Here is a 17,056-nt window from a genome sequence, read left to right on the forward strand (position 1 = left end):
TATTCCACCTTTATAATCTTATATCTAAATTTTTTCCTCTATATTCATCAAAAAGATATTTTTTGTTTTTTATTTTGTTTTTTATGTTTTTATTTTCTTTTTCTATATTTTGTTCTTTTTCATCTATATTTATATTCTTTTTTTCAATATTTTCATTTTTCTTTATTTTTTGTTTTTCTCTTTGATATTCTTGTATTTGATTTATTAAATTAATATTTTTTGATGCACTAAAACTCGTATCTATTGCAGATACATTTTTTGCAACATCTGTATTATTATTCATTATTATTTGTAAATTATGAAGTTCATTCATATTAATCACCCTCTTTTTATTGAGGTTTTTAATTTAATTATTATAGATGAATGTATTTGTGATATTCTTGATTCGCTAACTCCAATTATTTCACCAATTTCTTTAAAAGTAAGCCCTTTTTCGTAGTATAATGACAAAATTAATTGTTCTTTTTCTTTTAATTTTTTTATATTTTCTTCTAATTCATCTTTAAGTATTTCTTTATAAGCTATTATTTCCGGATCATTTTCATCATTCTTTTCTAAGTCTATAGATTCTTCTCCATGATTTAATATATACATATCAAGATCTAATATTTGGCTTTTTTTTATTGAAAATTTTATTTTATTCAATTCTTCTTTGCTTATATTAAGTTTTTCTTGTATTTCTTCATCACTATAAAAAGAATCAGAATTATTAACTAAAAATTCTTCATATTTTTTTACTAAATGCCTTACTTCTTTTGGTAGCCAATCTATTTTTCTCAGATAATCCAACATAGCCCCTCTAATTCTTGTCATAGCATAAGTATAAAAAGTTGCACCATGTTTAGGGTCATATCTTTCATATGATTGCAATAAACCAATTACTCCTTCTTGAATTAAATCATCTAATTCAACACTTTTTGGAAGATTTGTCATTAAATTTAAGGCTATAACTTTTATTTTCGGTAAGAAATTTTTTACAACTTGGTCTTTATCCAATCTATAATTCATAATATCACCCTTTAAATTGTAAATATTTCAACCTTTTCTCCTCCACCAACTTTCTTAATTTGTAAATCACCATTTTCAATATTATATTCTATACTTCTTGCTCTACTACCACCTGTATCTTCTGCAATTATTTTAATACCATTATTTTTTAGAATTTTTTTTATCGCCTCTACATTTCTATTTCCTATATCCATTGCTTTTGAAGAATTTCCAAACATAGCAGCTCCTCCAGCAATTTTTGCTTCCATCGAAGTAGAACTGCTACCATTTTTTTTCATTTCATTTATTATTATATCTAATCCAGTATCGGCATACTTACCTGGTTTTTTAATATCTTTACCATTACTCTCTGGTAACATTATATGTATCATAGAACCAATTTTTTTTCTTTTATCTCTTATACATACACCAACACAAGAACCAAGACCTAATGTTACTAAGAGATCTTCATTTTGAGAAGTTACATATTCTCCTATACCGATTATCTTCTTACCCATCAATCCCCAACCCCATTGTTTTTAAGATTTTTGCAAGGCTTTCTTGATCAGGTATATATATTATGTATCCTGATATCTTTTTATTATAATTTTCTACTTTCATATTCGTCTCTATTTGAATTATATAATCATCACCATCTGTTGTTATCAGAGATACTTCAGAAACAATGGCTGCAAGCATATCAACTACGACTTTTGGAGGCAATGAATGTATATTTAATCCCGTAAAATTAGATAATGACACAACATAAGAACTACACATTATATTTCCGAGTTCTCCTATAGCCGAAGTTGTTATTTCATCCATATTAGTTAAATCTTCAGGTTTAGGTAACATCATCATTTCCAATAAATTTTTTATATCTTCAGTTCCCATCAAAAATAATATTGCACCATCAAGATCTCCACCAACACCTATCATTGCACCAGCAGTTATTTCTTCTGGATTATCGAATATTTTCCATAAATCAGATAAAGATATTATTTTTACATCGGGAACATTTATGTCTACTTTTCTATCTAACATCATAGAAACTGATGTTGCAGAATTTCCAGCACCTATATTACCAAGTTCTTTCAATGCATCAAGTCTTATCTTATCTATATGATCATATAAAGACATTTAAACTCCTCCATTCATATTCTTTTATTTTTTTTCATAGAATTGATTTGATATCTGAATACAAATTTTACATATTCCGATTCTGTTTTATTGTCTAAATTCATAAACTCAACGCCATATATATATTCATTTAAGTCCGTTTTACCTATTAATCTTATTACTTGAGATAATTGATTTTCTATCTTTAAATCGTCTTTTAAATCAATATTTATATATAATCTATCTTTTTCATTTAAGGTTTGTGAGCTTATCATAGATATTCCACCTGCGGAAAAATCTTTTGTGAGAAATCTATTTTTTTTAGGTTTTTTTTCTTTTTCATATTCTTCGAATAAATAATAATAACCAGATTCTACCAATGGAACTCTAACATATTTTCTTCTTTGAATTTTAAATATTATATCTGGAACAAATATCGTTAAGTATCTAATATTACCTTCTTTTCCCATTTTAAAAATTTTACTTTTAAATAGAAAAACAGATGTATTTGAGTAAACTCTAACTTTTATATTAATACCTATTGGTAATTTTATTAAACCGCCTTTATATATTGGAATTCCTATATTTGCAAGATTTTTTTCTGTTGAATAATCATGTAATATACTTTTATAAGTACCTTTATAATACTCTTCATCTACTTCTATTTCAATTGCAAGATTGGGTTCTAAGGATTTTTTGGCAAAGACTTTTTCAATAAATTCAGACATTTTGTCCTCCTCTTTAAATATAATTACTTATAATTTTATTGAAAAAATTAATAGCATCTGTATTTTCAGAATCTTCAAATTTTATTATATATCTTTTAAAATTAAAAATTTCGTCTCTTATTTTTTCAATTTTCCCTTTTATAATTATATCATTAACAGATATAAGTTTTATTTTAATTTCATCTTCTATATTAAAATTATTTTCCGTAGATGTAATTGCTATATAATTATTTTTGTTGAAATCTAATATTATTCCTTTATATTCATCATTTATTATAATAGGATAAAATAGAGGAAGCCTAAAACTCTGTCTTTTTGTTATATATTGAAAATCTTTTTTTAATTCTATTGTTATATTAGTTTCTTTTATTTCTGTAACTTTTCCCAACATTTTAAATGTTCCATTATATTCTATCTCTATGTTTATTATATCATTAATTTGCATATCAGATTCTGGATTTATTATAAGTATTTTATTGTTTATATACTTTATTATTTTTGTAGAATATCTTTTCATTTTATGTTGTATACTTAAAGAATTCCCTTTACTTAAAGCTAATTTTAATATTATATATATGAATTCTTTTTTCATATCATACACCCAAACCAAATAATTTTTTAAATTTATTTATAAAAGGTTCTTTTTGTTGATAATCTTCTTCCATTATATCCATAGATATTTCTTTTATAATCTTCGAAAATCTTATATTTTCTTTAAATTCTACAATAGGAATTTGTCTTTTTATTGAGTCATGTACTAATTTTTCATAGTATACATCATAAAATTTTTCGATTTTTTTATTTAGAAATTTGCTAACAGTTCTATTCAACACTTCTTTGACAGGTTCTATTTCATTTTTATCTCTTATCATATTTAAAATTATATTTAATTCTGCATTAACTCCTATCATTGATAATGCCTTTATAAGAGTATATGCATTAACAATAGCAGTAGGTTCGGGTATTGTTACCAAAAGTATTTTATCAGCTGATATATAAAATGAGTTTAACTTTTCAGAATATCCAGCGCCTATATCTACTATTAGATAATCATGTTTTGAAGCCACTTTTAAAAATTCATCTGCCATTTTATTTGTAAAATTATTTTGAAATATTTTCCAATCTTTAAAATCAAAGCCTGTACTTATTACATTTACACCATATTTTGTTTTTTGAACACATTTTTCTATATTAGCTTTTCCATCTATATAGTCACTAAGTGTAAAATTCACATTCTTTCCTAATAATATTGAAGCATTTGCAAATCCTGCATCAGAATCAAACAAAAGAACTGATTTTCCAGTTTTAGCAATTTCTGTACCAAGATTAACTGAAAATACAGATTTACCTACTCCACCTTTTCCACCAGAAATACATATTATTTTAGTTTCAACATTGTTGAATTGTTCTCTTAAACTCTGAGCCTGATCTTGATATTGGGGGGTCATTTTTTTACCTCCTCTAAAACTTCTTGAATTAATTCACTTATATTAGGTTTTTTTATATCATCTGGAACTTTTTGTCCATTTGTTATATACAATAAAGGTAATTTAGAATAATTTATCAATGAAAAATATTGGCCAATAGTTGATGTTTCATCTTTTTTAGTAAAAATTAATGCATTTGGAGATGCTATACTAAATTTTTCATATATATTTATTGCATCTATAGTTTTTATATTAGATGAAATAGCCAAAATTTTAAAATCTGGTTTTACTGTATCTATAAATACTTTTAATTCTCCTAATTGAATATCATTTTTATGAGATCTTCCAGCTGTATCTATTAAAATTGTATCATAGTCTACTAAACTTTCTAAAGTAGTTTTTAAATCCATTGGTGTATAACATACATGAGCCGGTATACCCATTATATCAGCATAAATTTTTAATTGATCTGCTGCAGCTATTCTATATGTATCAATAGTAACTATTGCAACTTTTTTATTATTTTTTTTAGCAATAGCAGCTAATTTAGCCAATGTTGTAGTTTTTCCTATACCTGTAGGACCTATAAGCATTACTTTTCCTTCTAAATCTTTTTCAGATATTATTATATTTTTCATAAGAATATTTTTAATTTTTAAAATAAAATTATTATCTTCACGCCAATTTTCATTTATTTCTAAATCTTGTATTTCATCATATATCATTTCTACAATTTTATCAGAAAAATCATTTTTTATAAGTATATCTCTTACTTCTTGAAAAAAATTATTATTTTTATTCATATTTTTATTTAATTGTGATATCATTTTTTTTATTTCTTCTAAATCATTATCTTTTGAATTTATATGTAAATCATTATTTGGATTATTATTTTCTGATTTTAATATTTTTTCTTGTTTTTTTAGTTGATCATCAAAATTATTGTTTTGTTTATTTTTGTAAAATAATTCAGCATCTTTATCTATTGTTCTTGATACTTCTCTCTGTGAATCTATTAATTCAAGTAATTCTTGAGCTAATGTTGGTTCTTCAGTATCTTGAACTTGTTTATTTTTTTCTTTTTCTATTCTTTGATTTAATCTTTTATTTCTTTCAACCATATTATTTAAAGAATAAATTTCATTTGCATTATTTGTAATATATTCATTTTGAAAGTTTTTATTTTTTTCTTCTGCTTTTTCGCTTAATACGGTAACTTCAACATATTTTTTGCTTCCTATACCTAAAAAACCACCTTTTTTTATTTTTTTAGTATCCAATATATATGCATCATCACCAAAATCTCCTCTTATTTGCTCCATAGCTTCAGATATATTTTTTACCATATATTTTTTTACTTTCATAAATGAGCCCCCTTAAATAGCTATTACCTGATCAACATTAAGTGAGGTGTCAGCAGGTACTTCTTCATAAGCTATTATATTTATATTTTGTACAAAATTTAATAATACAGTTGATAATGGATATCTTATACTTTTAGAACATATTAATACTGGATTAAAACCTTTCATCATTAAATTTTCTAAATTTTTTGATAGTCTTTCTATTAGTATGTTTGTATATTCAGGTTCTATAGCTAAATATCTTCCTTCTTCTCCTTCAGCAATAGAATCTAATATCTTTTTTTCTACCATTGAATCTAAAGCAACTACATGTAATTGACCATCTGAAGATTTTAGTTGTTCACAAATTTGTCTACCAAGACCTATTCTTACATGTTCTAATAATTTTTCATGATCATTTCCATATTTATCAGATGATTCTATTAAATATTCAAAAATTAAAGGTAAATTTCTTATAGATAATTTTTCATATAATAGTCCCTGTATTATATTTTTTAGCTCATGCATTTTTAGCATCGAAGGGATTAATGTATCTACTAATGTAGAATTTTTTACTCTTAACCCTTCTACAAGAATTTCTAATTCTTTTATACCAACAATTTCATGAGAATATTTTTTTATTAATTCTGATAAATGTGTAGCAAAAACACTTGGAGCATCAACCACAGTATATCCATTACTTATAGCATTATCTTTTTCACTTTCATCTATCCAATAAGCAGATAATCCAAAAGATGGTTCTTGAGATTGAATTCCAGCTAATTCTTCAGATGCCATTCCAGAATTTATTGCTAAAAGTCTGTCAGGTAATAGTTCATATCTTCCTATTTCTACACCTTTTAATTTTATTATATATTCATTTGAACTCAATAAAACAGAATCTCTTATTCTCACAGGCGATATAACTATTCCAAGTTCATATGCAATTTGTTTTCTTACTATTGTTATTCTATCTAAAAGATCTCCCCCTTGGCTTGGGTCTGCAAGAGGTATTAAACCATAACCTATGTCTACTTCAATAGTATCATTTTGTATTACTTCAGATACTTCATCCGGACTTGTTAATGGAGGAGAAATATTTCTTGGCATTTGATTTTCTGATTGATTTAAAGAATTTTGTGGTGTAAAAGAGTCTACTTTTCCAGCACTCTCTAATAAATACTCTTCTGAATTTTTATTATTCATAATTGCAATTAATATTAGGAAAAAACCTAAAATTATTGCTGGTAATGCCGGTAATGGAGAAAATAAACCTATACTTATTATCATTATCCCTGTTATATATAACACTTTTTTTTCTGATGCTAATTCTTTTATAACATCTGTACCAAAATTTTCTTTTGAAGCGGCTCTTGAAACTATCATACCAGAAGCTGTTGATATTAATAATGCTGGAATTTGTGCAACCAATCCATCTCCAACAGTGAATAAAGTATATAATTCTGCTGCTTCTCCTATACTCAAACCCTGCTGTAAAACTCCTATTAATAATCCTCCAAGAATATTTATAAGAGTTATTATTAATCCAGCAATTGCATCTCCCCTCACAAATTTACTGGCTCCATCCATGGCGCCATAAAAATCTGCTTCTCTTCTTATTTCTTCTCTTCTGTTTCTTGCTTGTTCCTCAGTTATCAATCCAGAAGATAAATCAGCATCTATTGACATTTGTTTTCCCGGCATAGCATCAAGTGTAAATCTTGCAGTAACTTCAGATATACGTTCAGAACCTTTTGTTATTACTAAAAATTGAATTATTATTAAAATTAAAAATATTACTATACCTACTATAAAATTACCTCCAACTACAAAATCTCCAAACGCTCTTATTACTTTTCCTTCAAAAGCTTGACCTTGAAGTAATATTAATCTTGTAGATGAAACATTTAATGATAATCTTAATAGAGTTGTTATAAGTAATAATGAAGGAAAAGAAGATATATCCAACGCTTTTTTTACATATAATGAAGATAATAATATTATTATAGATAATCCTATATTAAATAACTGTAAAAAGTCTAGTAAGAATGGCGGTATTGGCAAAACCATCAATAGTACCATTCCAACTATTAAAACAGCTACTATTACATCCATACCCTTAAATTTCATTCTACACCCCTCATTTTTTATTAGATAATTTATAAATATAAGCTAAAACTTCTGCAACAGGTTTATAAAGTTCTTCTGTAACTTCTTCATTTATATCAACTTCTTTATATAAAGCTCTTGCCAAAGGTGGTTTTTCTATTATGGGAACATTATTTTTTCTTGCTACTTCTTTTATCTTATTTGCAATTTCATTTGCACCTTTAGCAATAACTTTTGGAGCATTCATCGTATTTGATTCATACTTTATTGCAACAGCATAATGTGTTGGGTTAGTAACAATTACATCTGCTGTTGGAACCTGTTGTATCATTCGGCTAAAAACAATTTTTTGCATAAATTCTCTCTGTTTTCTTTTTATTTGCGGATTTCCTTCTGTATCTTTCATTTCTTCTTTAATTTCATGTTTACTCATTCTTAAATTCTTTTTATATTCATATCTTTGATACCAATAATCTATTAAACTGAGAACTAAAAGTGCTAATCCAAGTTTAAACATTATTTCAACTGATATTGAACCTATAAAGTATAATGAATAAATTAACTCTTCAGAAGATAATTTTTGAACTTCTGATATTCTTTTTGCAATTATAGAATATGAAATATAACCTATAACAGCTAATTTTACTATATTCTTAATGAGTTCAACTAATTTTTTTAAAGAAAATAAGTTTTTTAATCCTTTTACTGGATTGATTTTACTGAAATCAAGTTTTATGGCATTTTTTGCAACTAAAAACCTTGTTTGTAATAATCCAAAAAGTAAAGACATTAAAGCACCAGCAATAAATAATATCATTATTTTAATATAAATTCCAGAATGATATTTATATCCATATTGAAAAACATTTACTCCAACTATATCAGTATCAAGTAAAAAATAATCTTGAAAAATTTTATTTAAGTCCTCAATTATTCCTCCAGCAAAAAAATACAATAATCCTGAAAGAGTTAAAAAAGACATTGCCATGTTAAATTCTTTTGATTGAGCTACATTACCTTCTTCTCTTGCTTTTTCGATTCTTCTTTGTGTTGGTTCTTCAGTTTTATCTGGATCGGCAAAAAGTAGTATATCTATTTCGATAATAGAATCATCGTATTTTCTATCCAATGATATATTTCGAAAAAAAGTTTTGTGAATTGTTCGTTCCATGAAACTATCACCACCATATAAATTATAAATCCTACAAGCACATTTAAAGGTAATCCAACCATAAAAACATTCATCTGAGGCATTAATCTTGATATTATACCTAAAGCTATTTTAATAAATATCATAAATGCTATTATTGGCATAGAAAATTGTAACCCTATTAAAAGTATATCTGATATTTTACTTGCTATTATCAAATAATTTTCTCCATTTAATTTAAATAAAACTGGAACTTTATTAAAACTTTCTATAAACAAATTATAAATCAATATGTGACCTTTAAATATGAAAAAAGAAAAGGTTACAAAAATATAAGAAAATTGAGATAATATAGAGACTTCTTCATTAAGTGTTGGATCAAGAACATTTGCCATTGCAAAACCCAATTGAACTCCTATAAATTCTCCAGCAAATTGAACCGCATAAAATATAAGATTTGTAACTATTCCTATAGTTATTCCAATAATAAAGTTTACTATTAGATAATAGACTATCAACATCGCACTTGAATCAATTGGAAAGTTTGAATTGTCATTTAATAATATTAAATAAGATAAAAAAATAGCTATAAAAATTTTTACATTCCTTGGTACCATATTAGAGTTTATAAATGGAATATAAAAAAAAGTTCCTATTAATCTTGTTAATATAAAAAAATAAATCCAAAGTTTATAGCTTAAAAGCTCCAATTTAAATCATTCCCATATAAGTTGTTAATATTATATTTGTATAATCTGCTATTTCTTGTATCATCCAACCAAATAAAAAAGCTAATGCTAAAAAAGTTATTATTATTTTTGGAGCAAATGTAAGTGTTTGTTCTTGAATTTGAGTTACCGCTTGAAATATACTAATTATTAAACCAACAGCTATACTTATCAATAATATAGGAGTTATAGTAGTCAAAAAAACATTTATACCATTAACAAAAACTTCTATCATGACTTCTTCTGTCATATGATCAGCCCCCTCCGAAACTTCTTACTAAACTTCCTATTACTAAATCCCAACCATTTACTATAATAAATAGCATTATTTTAAAAGGTAGAGAAATCAGTACAGGAGGAATCATTATCATTCCCATAGATAATAATATACTTGCTACAACCATATCTACCAGAATAAATGGAATATATAATAACAAACCCATTTTAAATGATATTTCTAATTCACTTAAAGCAAATGCAGGTATTAATATTTGAAAAGGGGTGTCTTCAATATTTTGTATTTGTGTATTTGTAGAATTAGCAAGAAGTATTATATTATCTTGATTTTTATGATCTATTATTTCTCTAAGCATAAAATCTTTAAAAGGATTATAAGCTTTTTCAATAACTTCTTCATATCCAATTTCTTGATTATTATAAGGTATAATAGCTTCATTATAAACCCTATCAAAGGTTGGATACATTATCATTATAGTTAAAAAGAGTGCCAATGCAACAAGAACTTGATTTGGTGGTGCTTGTCTTGTTCCTAATGCTTGCCTTAAGAAACCCATAGTAACTACCAATCTGGTAAACGAAGTTAATAGCATCAATAAACCAGGAGCAATCGAAATTACTGTTATTATTAATACTATTTCTAAAACTGGATTTAAAGTATTAGGTTGTGTTTGTTGTATATCGATACTTATATCTGGTAAACCTATATTTTCTGAAAAACTCAAAATATTAATAAAAATAATAAACAATATAATAAAAATTTTTTTGTTTAAAATAGATTTCATTTATAGAACCCCTCTAATTTCATTTTTCATTTTTTTTCATGAAGCCTCTTAAAGTATCTTTAAAATTTATGTTATTTATTTGAATATTTTCAATTTCTGATTGAGTTAATTTTCTTATAATTTCTGTTGAATTATTTCCTATTAAAGTATAATAATAATCTTCATTTAATTTTAAAACTCCTATATATATATTTTTTTCTATATAGTACTTTTTTAAAATTTTTATTTCGGAATTTATTACACCATTTTTACTATATTTTATAATTATTCTATATAGTATATACATTATTATTATTAATGCAATCATACTTAAAAACCATAAAAATATAGAAAGTCCTCCACTGCTTTTTAGCAATGTGGAGGAAGCATTTATTGTTTCATATTCTAAGTTCATCAACCTTGCTCCAATTTTTGTATAGCCTCAATTACTCTATTTGATTGGAAAGGTTTAACTATAAAGTCTTTTGCACCAGCCTGTATAGCTTCAATTACCATTGCCTGTTGTCCCATAGCCGAACATACAATTATTTTAGCCTCACTATCTCCAGCTTTTATTTCTTTTATGGCTTGAATACCATCCATTACCGGCATAGTTATATCCATAGTTACAAAATCTGGTTGAAGTTCCTTATATTTGTCTACAGCTTCTTGACCGTTAGCAGCTTCTCCAACTACTTCATAACCGGCTTTTGTAACTATATCTTTTAATATCATTCTCATAAAAGCGGCATCATCAGTTATCAATATTTTTTTGCCCATTAAGAAGTGCACCTCCCAAATATTCCTTAATTATTTTTATTAAAATTTAAGACTTCTTTTATATCAAGGTATACTATAAGACGATTATTAACCTTTATAATCCCCTTAACTTTTCCTGCATAAATTTCATTGTTTGATTGAAAATTTTCCAATTTTTCTGGATCAATATTCAATACATTTTTAACTTCATCTACAAAAACCCCTATTTCTTCTTCATCAATCTTTAAAATTAATATATTTTCGAATTTATAATCTTCTGGAAGACTCAAATTTAAAATTGCTGTTAAGTCTATTACTGGAACTATTCTACCCCTTAAATTAATAACACCATTGATGAATTTTTTAGAGTTAGGTACAGGAGTTATTTCTTGCATATCTACAACACTTTCAATGTTATCAACTTCTAAAGCAAATTCTTGATTATATATTTGAAATGATAAGACATCTCTCATTTATTTTATCCCTCCTTTTTAAATTAAGGAACCTACATCTAATATCAATGCTATGCTACCATCTCCAAGAATAGCTCCACCAGAAAACTCTTTAACATCATTTAATAAGGATCCAAGAGATTTTATTACTATATCATCTTGACCTAATAATTTGTCTACTATTATACCATATTTTTTATTACCTATCTTTATTATAACTATGTTTTCTTGTGTATTTTTCTTTTCCTCAATTTCAAACATTTCTCTTAATCTTACTATTGGGATGACTTCTCCTCTTAATAAGAACACTTCTCTATCTTGTACTTCTTTTATTTCCCCATCACTCAATTTTTGAGTTGTATCAATATTTGCTATAGGTATAGCATAAACATGTTCATTAACAGTTATTAATAATGCTTCTATTATAGCTAATGTTAAAGGCAATCTTATTGTTACAACAGTACCTTTTCCTGGTTCAGAGTCCACAGAAACATTACCTTTTAAAGATTCAACAGCAGATTTTACAACGTCCATTCCAACTCCTCTACCAGAAAGTTCTGTTGCTTTTTCTTTAGTAGAAAGACCTGGCAAAAATATCAAATTATATATTTCATCATCAGCCATAGATTGAGCTTTTACTGAATCTACAACTCCATTATTAACAGCTTTTTTTAATATTTTATCTCTATCTAAACCTTTACCATCATCTGATATTTCTATAACAACTTCATTTCCTTCATGTCTTGCACTTAATTTTATAGTTCCTATTTTCGGTTTTCCTCTAGAAATCCTCACTTCTGGTGATTCTATTCCATGATCTAAAGAATTTCTAATTAAGTGAACCAAAGGATCTCCTATTTCATCTATAACAGTTCTATCAAGCTCTGTTTCTTCTCCTTCGATAATAAGATTTATATCTTTTCCAAGATCTTTAGCTATATCTCTTACTAATCTAGGAAATCTATTAAATACAAATGATACAGGAACCATTCTAACTTTCATTACAATTTCTTGAAGATCTAAAGTAATTCTTGATAATTGAGATAAACTTTCATCAACTTCTTTTATATTATATTTTCTCAAAGTTTCAACAATTCTACTCCTTGAAATAACTAATTCAGCCATCAAATTCATAAGTTCATCAAGTTTTTTAATATCTACTCTTATAGATTGTGATGTTTTAATTTTTTTCTTTGTATTATTGTTTTTATCTTCTTTTTCTTTTTTTATCTCTGATTCAGATTCTATTTCTTCTGTTTTATTCTCAATTAAATCTTTATTAAAAACATCTATATAAACATTTTCAATTTCTGATACACTTTTTATAGCTTCAACAATTTTTCTTTTATCAGCTTTTGTGACAATACCAAATAAAAGTTCATTATCAAATTTTTCTTCTTCTATATCTTCTGTAGAAGGATTTGAATAAACTATTTCTGATTTATATTCTTCAAATTTATGATATATCATATAAGCCCTTGCAAGTTTTAATTGTATATCACTTTTTAATATTATTTTGACAAAATAGAAATTTAATTCCTCTTCATCAGCTTTTTCTTTTATTTTCGAAAGTGTTGATTTTGTAATATCATCTATTTCAAAATTTATTTTAATATTATTTGAAATATCTTCCAAATCAACTTCATTTTTATTTTCTACAGTTTTAACAGATTTAGTAATTTCTTTTTTCTCTAATTTAATAGGTTTTTCATCGCTTTCTTTTTTTCCGCCAGAAAGCAATTCATTGAATTTTTTTGTTAAACTTTCAACATTTGTAGTATGTCCATTACCACCTTCAGATATATCATTCAAAGATTCATCAAGTGTATCTAATCCTTTAAACAATAAATCTATGAGTGTTTCATCTGCATTTATTATATTATTTCTAACTTTATCCAATGTATTTTCCATAGTATGACAAAGCTTAGCAAGTTCATCAAAACCTAATGTACCTGCCATTCCTTTAAGTGTATGCATAATTCTAAAAATTTCATTTATTAAGTCTTTGTTTTCATTGTCGTTTTCTAAATTGAGAAGTGCGTCATTTAAATTTTGTACATTTTCTCTTGCTTCTTCAAGGAAAACACTCAAGTATACATCCATTTCTCCCATATTATCCCTCCTCAATGGACATTAGATGTTGGGTCAAAAAATATATTGCATAGTTTTTAGATTTTTCTCTAATTTCTTCTCTATTTCCTGAAAATAGTTTATTTTTAACAATAATTTGTTTTTTTATTTTAAATGCAAAGTAAACAGTTCCAACTGGTTTTAGAAATGTTCCACCACCAGGACCAGCTATTCCACTAACTGATATACATACATCTGTATGCATTATTTTATATAAACCATCAACCATTTCTTTTACACATTCAGAGCTAACAGCGCCATATTTTTCTAAAGTAATCTTTTTTACTCCAAGTACTTGTTTTTTTATTTTATTAGAATAACTTATAATACTTCCTAAAAAAATATCTGATACGCCTGGATAATCAACTAATTGAGAAGATATCATTCCACCAGTACATGATTCTGCAGTAGATATAGTATAATTTACTTGTTTTAATTTATTTATCAATATTTGAGTCATAGTATTCTCATAAAAAATTATATTATGGTACTTGTAATATAAATCAAAAATAAATTGAATATTTAAATTTGTTTTTAATTTTATATTTAGTTGATTGTTTTTGAATTTTAAATCTATTAATTCTACAATTTCATTTTTCAATATAAAATCTTCAATTAAAATATTATCTTCACAGTATCCAAAAATAGTATATTCTTTATATTGTTTACAATTTATTTTATCATATATAATTAAAAAATTATCTAATTTAAAATTTAAATATCCGAAATTGTCTAAAATTTTACATTTATCAGGAATCATTATATTTTCAATATCTATTTTATCATATATTTTATTTATTGGTATCATTTTTTCGTTATAATTAGATGATATATGTAAAAAAAATTCTTTTAATATTTCTATTGAATCAATATATAGTATTTGATTTTGATTAAATTTAATATTATCAATTTGTTTTTTATTAACAATATTTATTATTTTCAAAATATCACCTCTATTATTTAATTTTACCATATATTTACTTTAATAATTATTTACTAGTGTTTATTTTTAAATTAATTTTTAAATTAATTTTTATAAAAAAGGAGGATATAATGAGAAATTTTAATAAAGAAGCAAAGATAATAATAGAAAATTATCCTTATTATCACGAAAATACCGATCCTTATGTAGTTTTAGTATCTACAGTTCTATCTCAAAGAACTAAGGATGAAAATACTGATAAAGCAACTAAACAATTATTTTCAGTTTTTAAGGATGTCTTTGAAATATCAAAAGTAAATCCCGAAAGTTTATATGATTTAATAAAACCAGCTGGAATGTTTAAACAAAAATCTGAAAGAATTGTTAAATTATCTAAAATTCTTGTTAATAAGTATAATGGAAATGTCCCTAATGATCTAGAAAAATTATTAGAATTACCGGGTGTTGGAAGAAAAACAGCGAATATAGTTTTGTATGTAAGCTTTGGTTTAAATGCAATGGCTGTAGATACACATGTACATAGAATTTCTAATAGATTGGGTTGGATAAGTACAAAAAAGCCTGAAGATTCCGAATTTGCTCTGATGAAAATTATTAATAAAGATTTATGGGGACCATTAAATGGATCTATGGTTGCATTTGGTCAAAAAACTTGTAGACCTAAAAAACCCCTTTGTAGTAAATGTCCTTTGAATTTTATATGCCCTTTTTTAAAATTAAATAAAAATCCGGAATAATCCGGATTTTTATTAAGGCATTATTATATTGCCACTTTTACCTTTTTTATTATTATTATTCATACTATCTAATCTATTTAATAAATCTGCTGGTGCAACACTTATATTATTTTTTTCTTCTTCATCCATCATTTTTTTCATCTTATCTTGATAATCTTTTATTTTATTCTTCATTTCTTCTAAATCATTGTCTACCCAATTTAGTATTCCTTTTGATATCTCTTCAATTTTTTCTTCTTCTATTTCTTGATCATTGTCTTCAAGTATATTATTAGCTTCAAATTCATCTTTTATAGCTTTATTTATTCTATCTTGAGTTAATAGTCCTTCTTCCCTTAATATTCTTAATGCTACATTTGTTCTAAATTTCATATCTTCCATTGATAATTCAATATTATCTAATTTTGCCATTATTATTTGAATTATTTGTTCTAAACTTATTTGCATATTTTTCCTCCTATTATTCTGATTTTAATTCTCTATTCATCAATTCATTAATAGCTAATTTTGGATCTGTATTATTATAAAGCACATCATATATTTTTGAGGCTATTGGCATATCTAATTTATTATTTTCTATAATTAAATTTAATGCTTGAATTGTGTATATCCCTTCAGCTACCATATGCATTGATGAAAGAATTGATTTTAAATTTTTTCCTTTTCCAATTAATTCTCCAACATGTCTATTTCTTGAATGTAATGAATTGCAAGTTACCATTAAATCACCTATACCAGCTAATCCATATATTGTGTCTTCTTTTGCATTATTTAAGCTCATATATCTTTTCATTTCTACCATAGCTCTGGTGATTAAAGCTGCTTTAGTATTATCCCAACCACCTATTCCGTCTATTACTCCCGCAGCTATTGCATAAACATTTTTTAATGCCCCAGATATTTCTACACCTTTTACATCAATATTTGTATATATTCTAAGTGATATATTTGAAAAATTTTGTTGAACTATTTCTGCAATTTTTAAATCTTTACTTGCAGCTACTATACCAGTTGGGACATCTTTTGCCACTTCTTCTGCATGAGAAGGTCCACTTAAACAAACATATTTATTAGTATTTAGAATTTCATAAACTATTTCTGATATTCTTTTTCCAGTTTTTATTTCTATACCCTTTGATAAATTAACTATTATTTGATTATTATAATTTTGTTTTATATTTTCTAATACTTCTCTAACAGCTTGTGAGGGTATAGCTATTACTATTATTTCAGATTGTTTTATACATTTATTTATTTCACTAAAAGTTTTTATATTTCTTGGAATATTTATACCTGGTAAATAATAAGGGTTTTGACCATTGTTTATATATTGCAAAACTTCTTTTTCCCTATTCCAAATACTTATTTCATGACCATTGATGGATAACAGTCTTGCCATTGCAGTACCCCAACTTCCAGCACCGATGACAGCTATTTTCATTT

Annotated in this window: 21 protein-coding genes; 1 reads left to right on the forward strand and 20 read right to left on the reverse strand. The window is 25.4% G+C overall.

Going from position 1 to position 17,056, the window contains the following annotated elements; translation table 11 throughout:
• Positions 1 to 10 precede the first annotated feature (10 nt).
• The 18 genes from C7380_RS10610 to C7380_RS10695 are packed head-to-tail and all read right to left on the reverse strand — an operon-like array spanning position 11 to position 14,876.
• Positions 11 to 313, reverse strand: coding sequence for a hypothetical protein (locus tag C7380_RS10610; protein ID WP_109605730.1), 303 nt, complete (start codon positions 311 to 313; stop codon positions 11 to 13).
• Positions 314 to 318: 5 nt separating this feature from the next.
• Complete coding sequence (locus C7380_RS10615) at positions 319 to 1,008, reverse strand: sigma-70 family RNA polymerase sigma factor (protein ID WP_109605732.1); 690 nt, start codon at positions 1,006 to 1,008, stop codon at positions 319 to 321.
• Between the two features lie 11 nt (positions 1,009 to 1,019).
• Positions 1,020 to 1,505, reverse strand: coding sequence for a chemoreceptor glutamine deamidase/glutamate methylesterase CheD (gene cheD, locus C7380_RS10620; protein WP_109605734.1), 486 nt, complete (start codon positions 1,503 to 1,505; stop codon positions 1,020 to 1,022).
• On the reverse strand, positions 1,498 to 2,127 hold the full coding sequence (gene cheC / locus C7380_RS10625; RefSeq protein ID WP_109605735.1) for a CheY-P phosphatase CheC: 630 nt from the start codon (positions 2,125 to 2,127) through the stop codon (positions 1,498 to 1,500). Before cheC ends, cheD begins: the two co-directional genes overlap by 8 nt.
• A gap of 14 nt (positions 2,128 to 2,141) precedes the next feature.
• Positions 2,142 to 2,834: a flagellar brake protein gene (locus C7380_RS10630; RefSeq protein WP_109605737.1), complete on the reverse strand. Its 693-nt coding sequence runs from the start codon at positions 2,832 to 2,834 to the stop codon at positions 2,142 to 2,144.
• Between the two features lie 13 nt (positions 2,835 to 2,847).
• On the reverse strand, positions 2,848 to 3,426 hold the full coding sequence (locus C7380_RS10635) for a hypothetical protein (RefSeq protein WP_109605739.1): 579 nt from the start codon (positions 3,424 to 3,426) through the stop codon (positions 2,848 to 2,850).
• A 1-nt stretch (position 3,427) separates the two neighbouring features.
• Entirely contained in the window at positions 3,428 to 4,282 is an 855-nt protein-coding gene (locus tag C7380_RS10640) for a MinD/ParA family ATP-binding protein (RefSeq protein WP_109605740.1), read from the reverse strand.
• Positions 4,279 to 5,625 (reverse strand): flagellar biosynthesis GTPase FlhF, encoded by a 1,347-nt coding sequence (gene flhF, locus C7380_RS10645; protein WP_109605742.1) that lies wholly within the window; start codon positions 5,623 to 5,625, stop codon positions 4,279 to 4,281. The genes C7380_RS10640 and flhF overlap by 4 nt, the downstream gene beginning before the upstream one ends.
• Before the next feature lie 12 nt (positions 5,626 to 5,637).
• Entirely contained in the window at positions 5,638 to 7,734 is a 2,097-nt protein-coding gene (flhA, locus tag C7380_RS10650) for a flagellar biosynthesis protein FlhA (protein ID WP_109605744.1), read from the reverse strand.
• 10 nt (positions 7,735 to 7,744) lie between these two features.
• Positions 7,745 to 8,842, reverse strand: coding sequence for a flagellar biosynthesis protein FlhB (gene flhB, locus C7380_RS10655; protein WP_109605825.1), 1,098 nt, complete (start codon positions 8,840 to 8,842; stop codon positions 7,745 to 7,747).
• Positions 8,806 to 9,573, reverse strand: a complete 768-nt coding sequence (fliR, locus tag C7380_RS10660) for a flagellar biosynthetic protein FliR (protein ID WP_109605746.1) — start codon at positions 9,571 to 9,573, stop codon at positions 8,806 to 8,808. Before fliR ends, flhB begins: the two co-directional genes overlap by 37 nt.
• A gap of 1 nt (position 9,574) precedes the next feature.
• Positions 9,575 to 9,841, reverse strand: a complete 267-nt coding sequence (gene fliQ, locus C7380_RS10665) for a flagellar biosynthesis protein FliQ (RefSeq protein ID WP_109605749.1) — start codon at positions 9,839 to 9,841, stop codon at positions 9,575 to 9,577.
• A gap of 4 nt (positions 9,842 to 9,845) precedes the next feature.
• The gene (gene fliP / locus C7380_RS10670; protein ID WP_109605751.1) at positions 9,846 to 10,613 is read right to left on the reverse strand and encodes a flagellar type III secretion system pore protein FliP; all 768 of its coding nucleotides are present in this window, start codon (positions 10,611 to 10,613) and stop codon (positions 9,846 to 9,848) included.
• Between the two features lie 19 nt (positions 10,614 to 10,632).
• On the reverse strand, positions 10,633 to 11,007 hold the full coding sequence (locus C7380_RS10675; protein WP_109605752.1) for a hypothetical protein: 375 nt from the start codon (positions 11,005 to 11,007) through the stop codon (positions 10,633 to 10,635).
• On the reverse strand, positions 11,007 to 11,372 hold the full coding sequence (locus C7380_RS10680) for a response regulator (protein WP_109605754.1): 366 nt from the start codon (positions 11,370 to 11,372) through the stop codon (positions 11,007 to 11,009). The genes C7380_RS10675 and C7380_RS10680 overlap by 1 nt, the downstream gene beginning before the upstream one ends.
• Positions 11,373 to 11,398: 26 nt before the next feature.
• Positions 11,399 to 11,824: a chemotaxis protein CheW gene (locus tag C7380_RS10685; protein WP_109605756.1), complete on the reverse strand. Its 426-nt coding sequence runs from the start codon at positions 11,822 to 11,824 to the stop codon at positions 11,399 to 11,401.
• An 18-nt stretch (positions 11,825 to 11,842) separates the two neighbouring features.
• Positions 11,843 to 13,915 (reverse strand): chemotaxis protein CheA, encoded by a 2,073-nt coding sequence (locus tag C7380_RS10690; protein WP_109605758.1) that lies wholly within the window; start codon positions 13,913 to 13,915, stop codon positions 11,843 to 11,845.
• 1 nt (position 13,916) lies between these two features.
• Positions 13,917 to 14,876, reverse strand: a complete 960-nt coding sequence (locus tag C7380_RS10695; RefSeq protein ID WP_158274878.1) for a CinA family protein — start codon at positions 14,874 to 14,876, stop codon at positions 13,917 to 13,919.
• A gap of 110 nt (positions 14,877 to 14,986) precedes the next feature.
• On the opposite strand from C7380_RS10695, the gene C7380_RS10700 reads away from it, so the two are divergent.
• Positions 14,987 to 15,613 (forward strand): endonuclease III domain-containing protein, encoded by a 627-nt coding sequence (locus C7380_RS10700; protein ID WP_109605762.1) that lies wholly within the window; start codon positions 14,987 to 14,989, stop codon positions 15,611 to 15,613.
• Between the two features lie 12 nt (positions 15,614 to 15,625).
• On the opposite strand, the gene C7380_RS10705 is transcribed toward C7380_RS10700, so the two are convergent.
• Complete coding sequence (locus C7380_RS10705) at positions 15,626 to 16,060, reverse strand: hypothetical protein (RefSeq protein ID WP_109605763.1); 435 nt, start codon at positions 16,058 to 16,060, stop codon at positions 15,626 to 15,628.
• Between the two features lie 13 nt (positions 16,061 to 16,073).
• Positions 16,074 to 17,054 carry an NAD(P)H-dependent glycerol-3-phosphate dehydrogenase gene (locus C7380_RS10710; protein WP_109605765.1) on the reverse strand — a complete coding sequence of 327 codons (981 nt, stop codon included), beginning with the start codon at positions 17,052 to 17,054 and terminating at the stop codon, positions 16,074 to 16,076.
• Between the last annotated feature and the right edge of the window lie 2 nt (positions 17,055 to 17,056).

This window comes from Oceanotoga teriensis (assembly GCF_003148465.1).
GTDB classification, from domain to species: domain Bacteria; phylum Thermotogota; class Thermotogae; order Petrotogales; family Petrotogaceae; genus Oceanotoga; species Oceanotoga teriensis.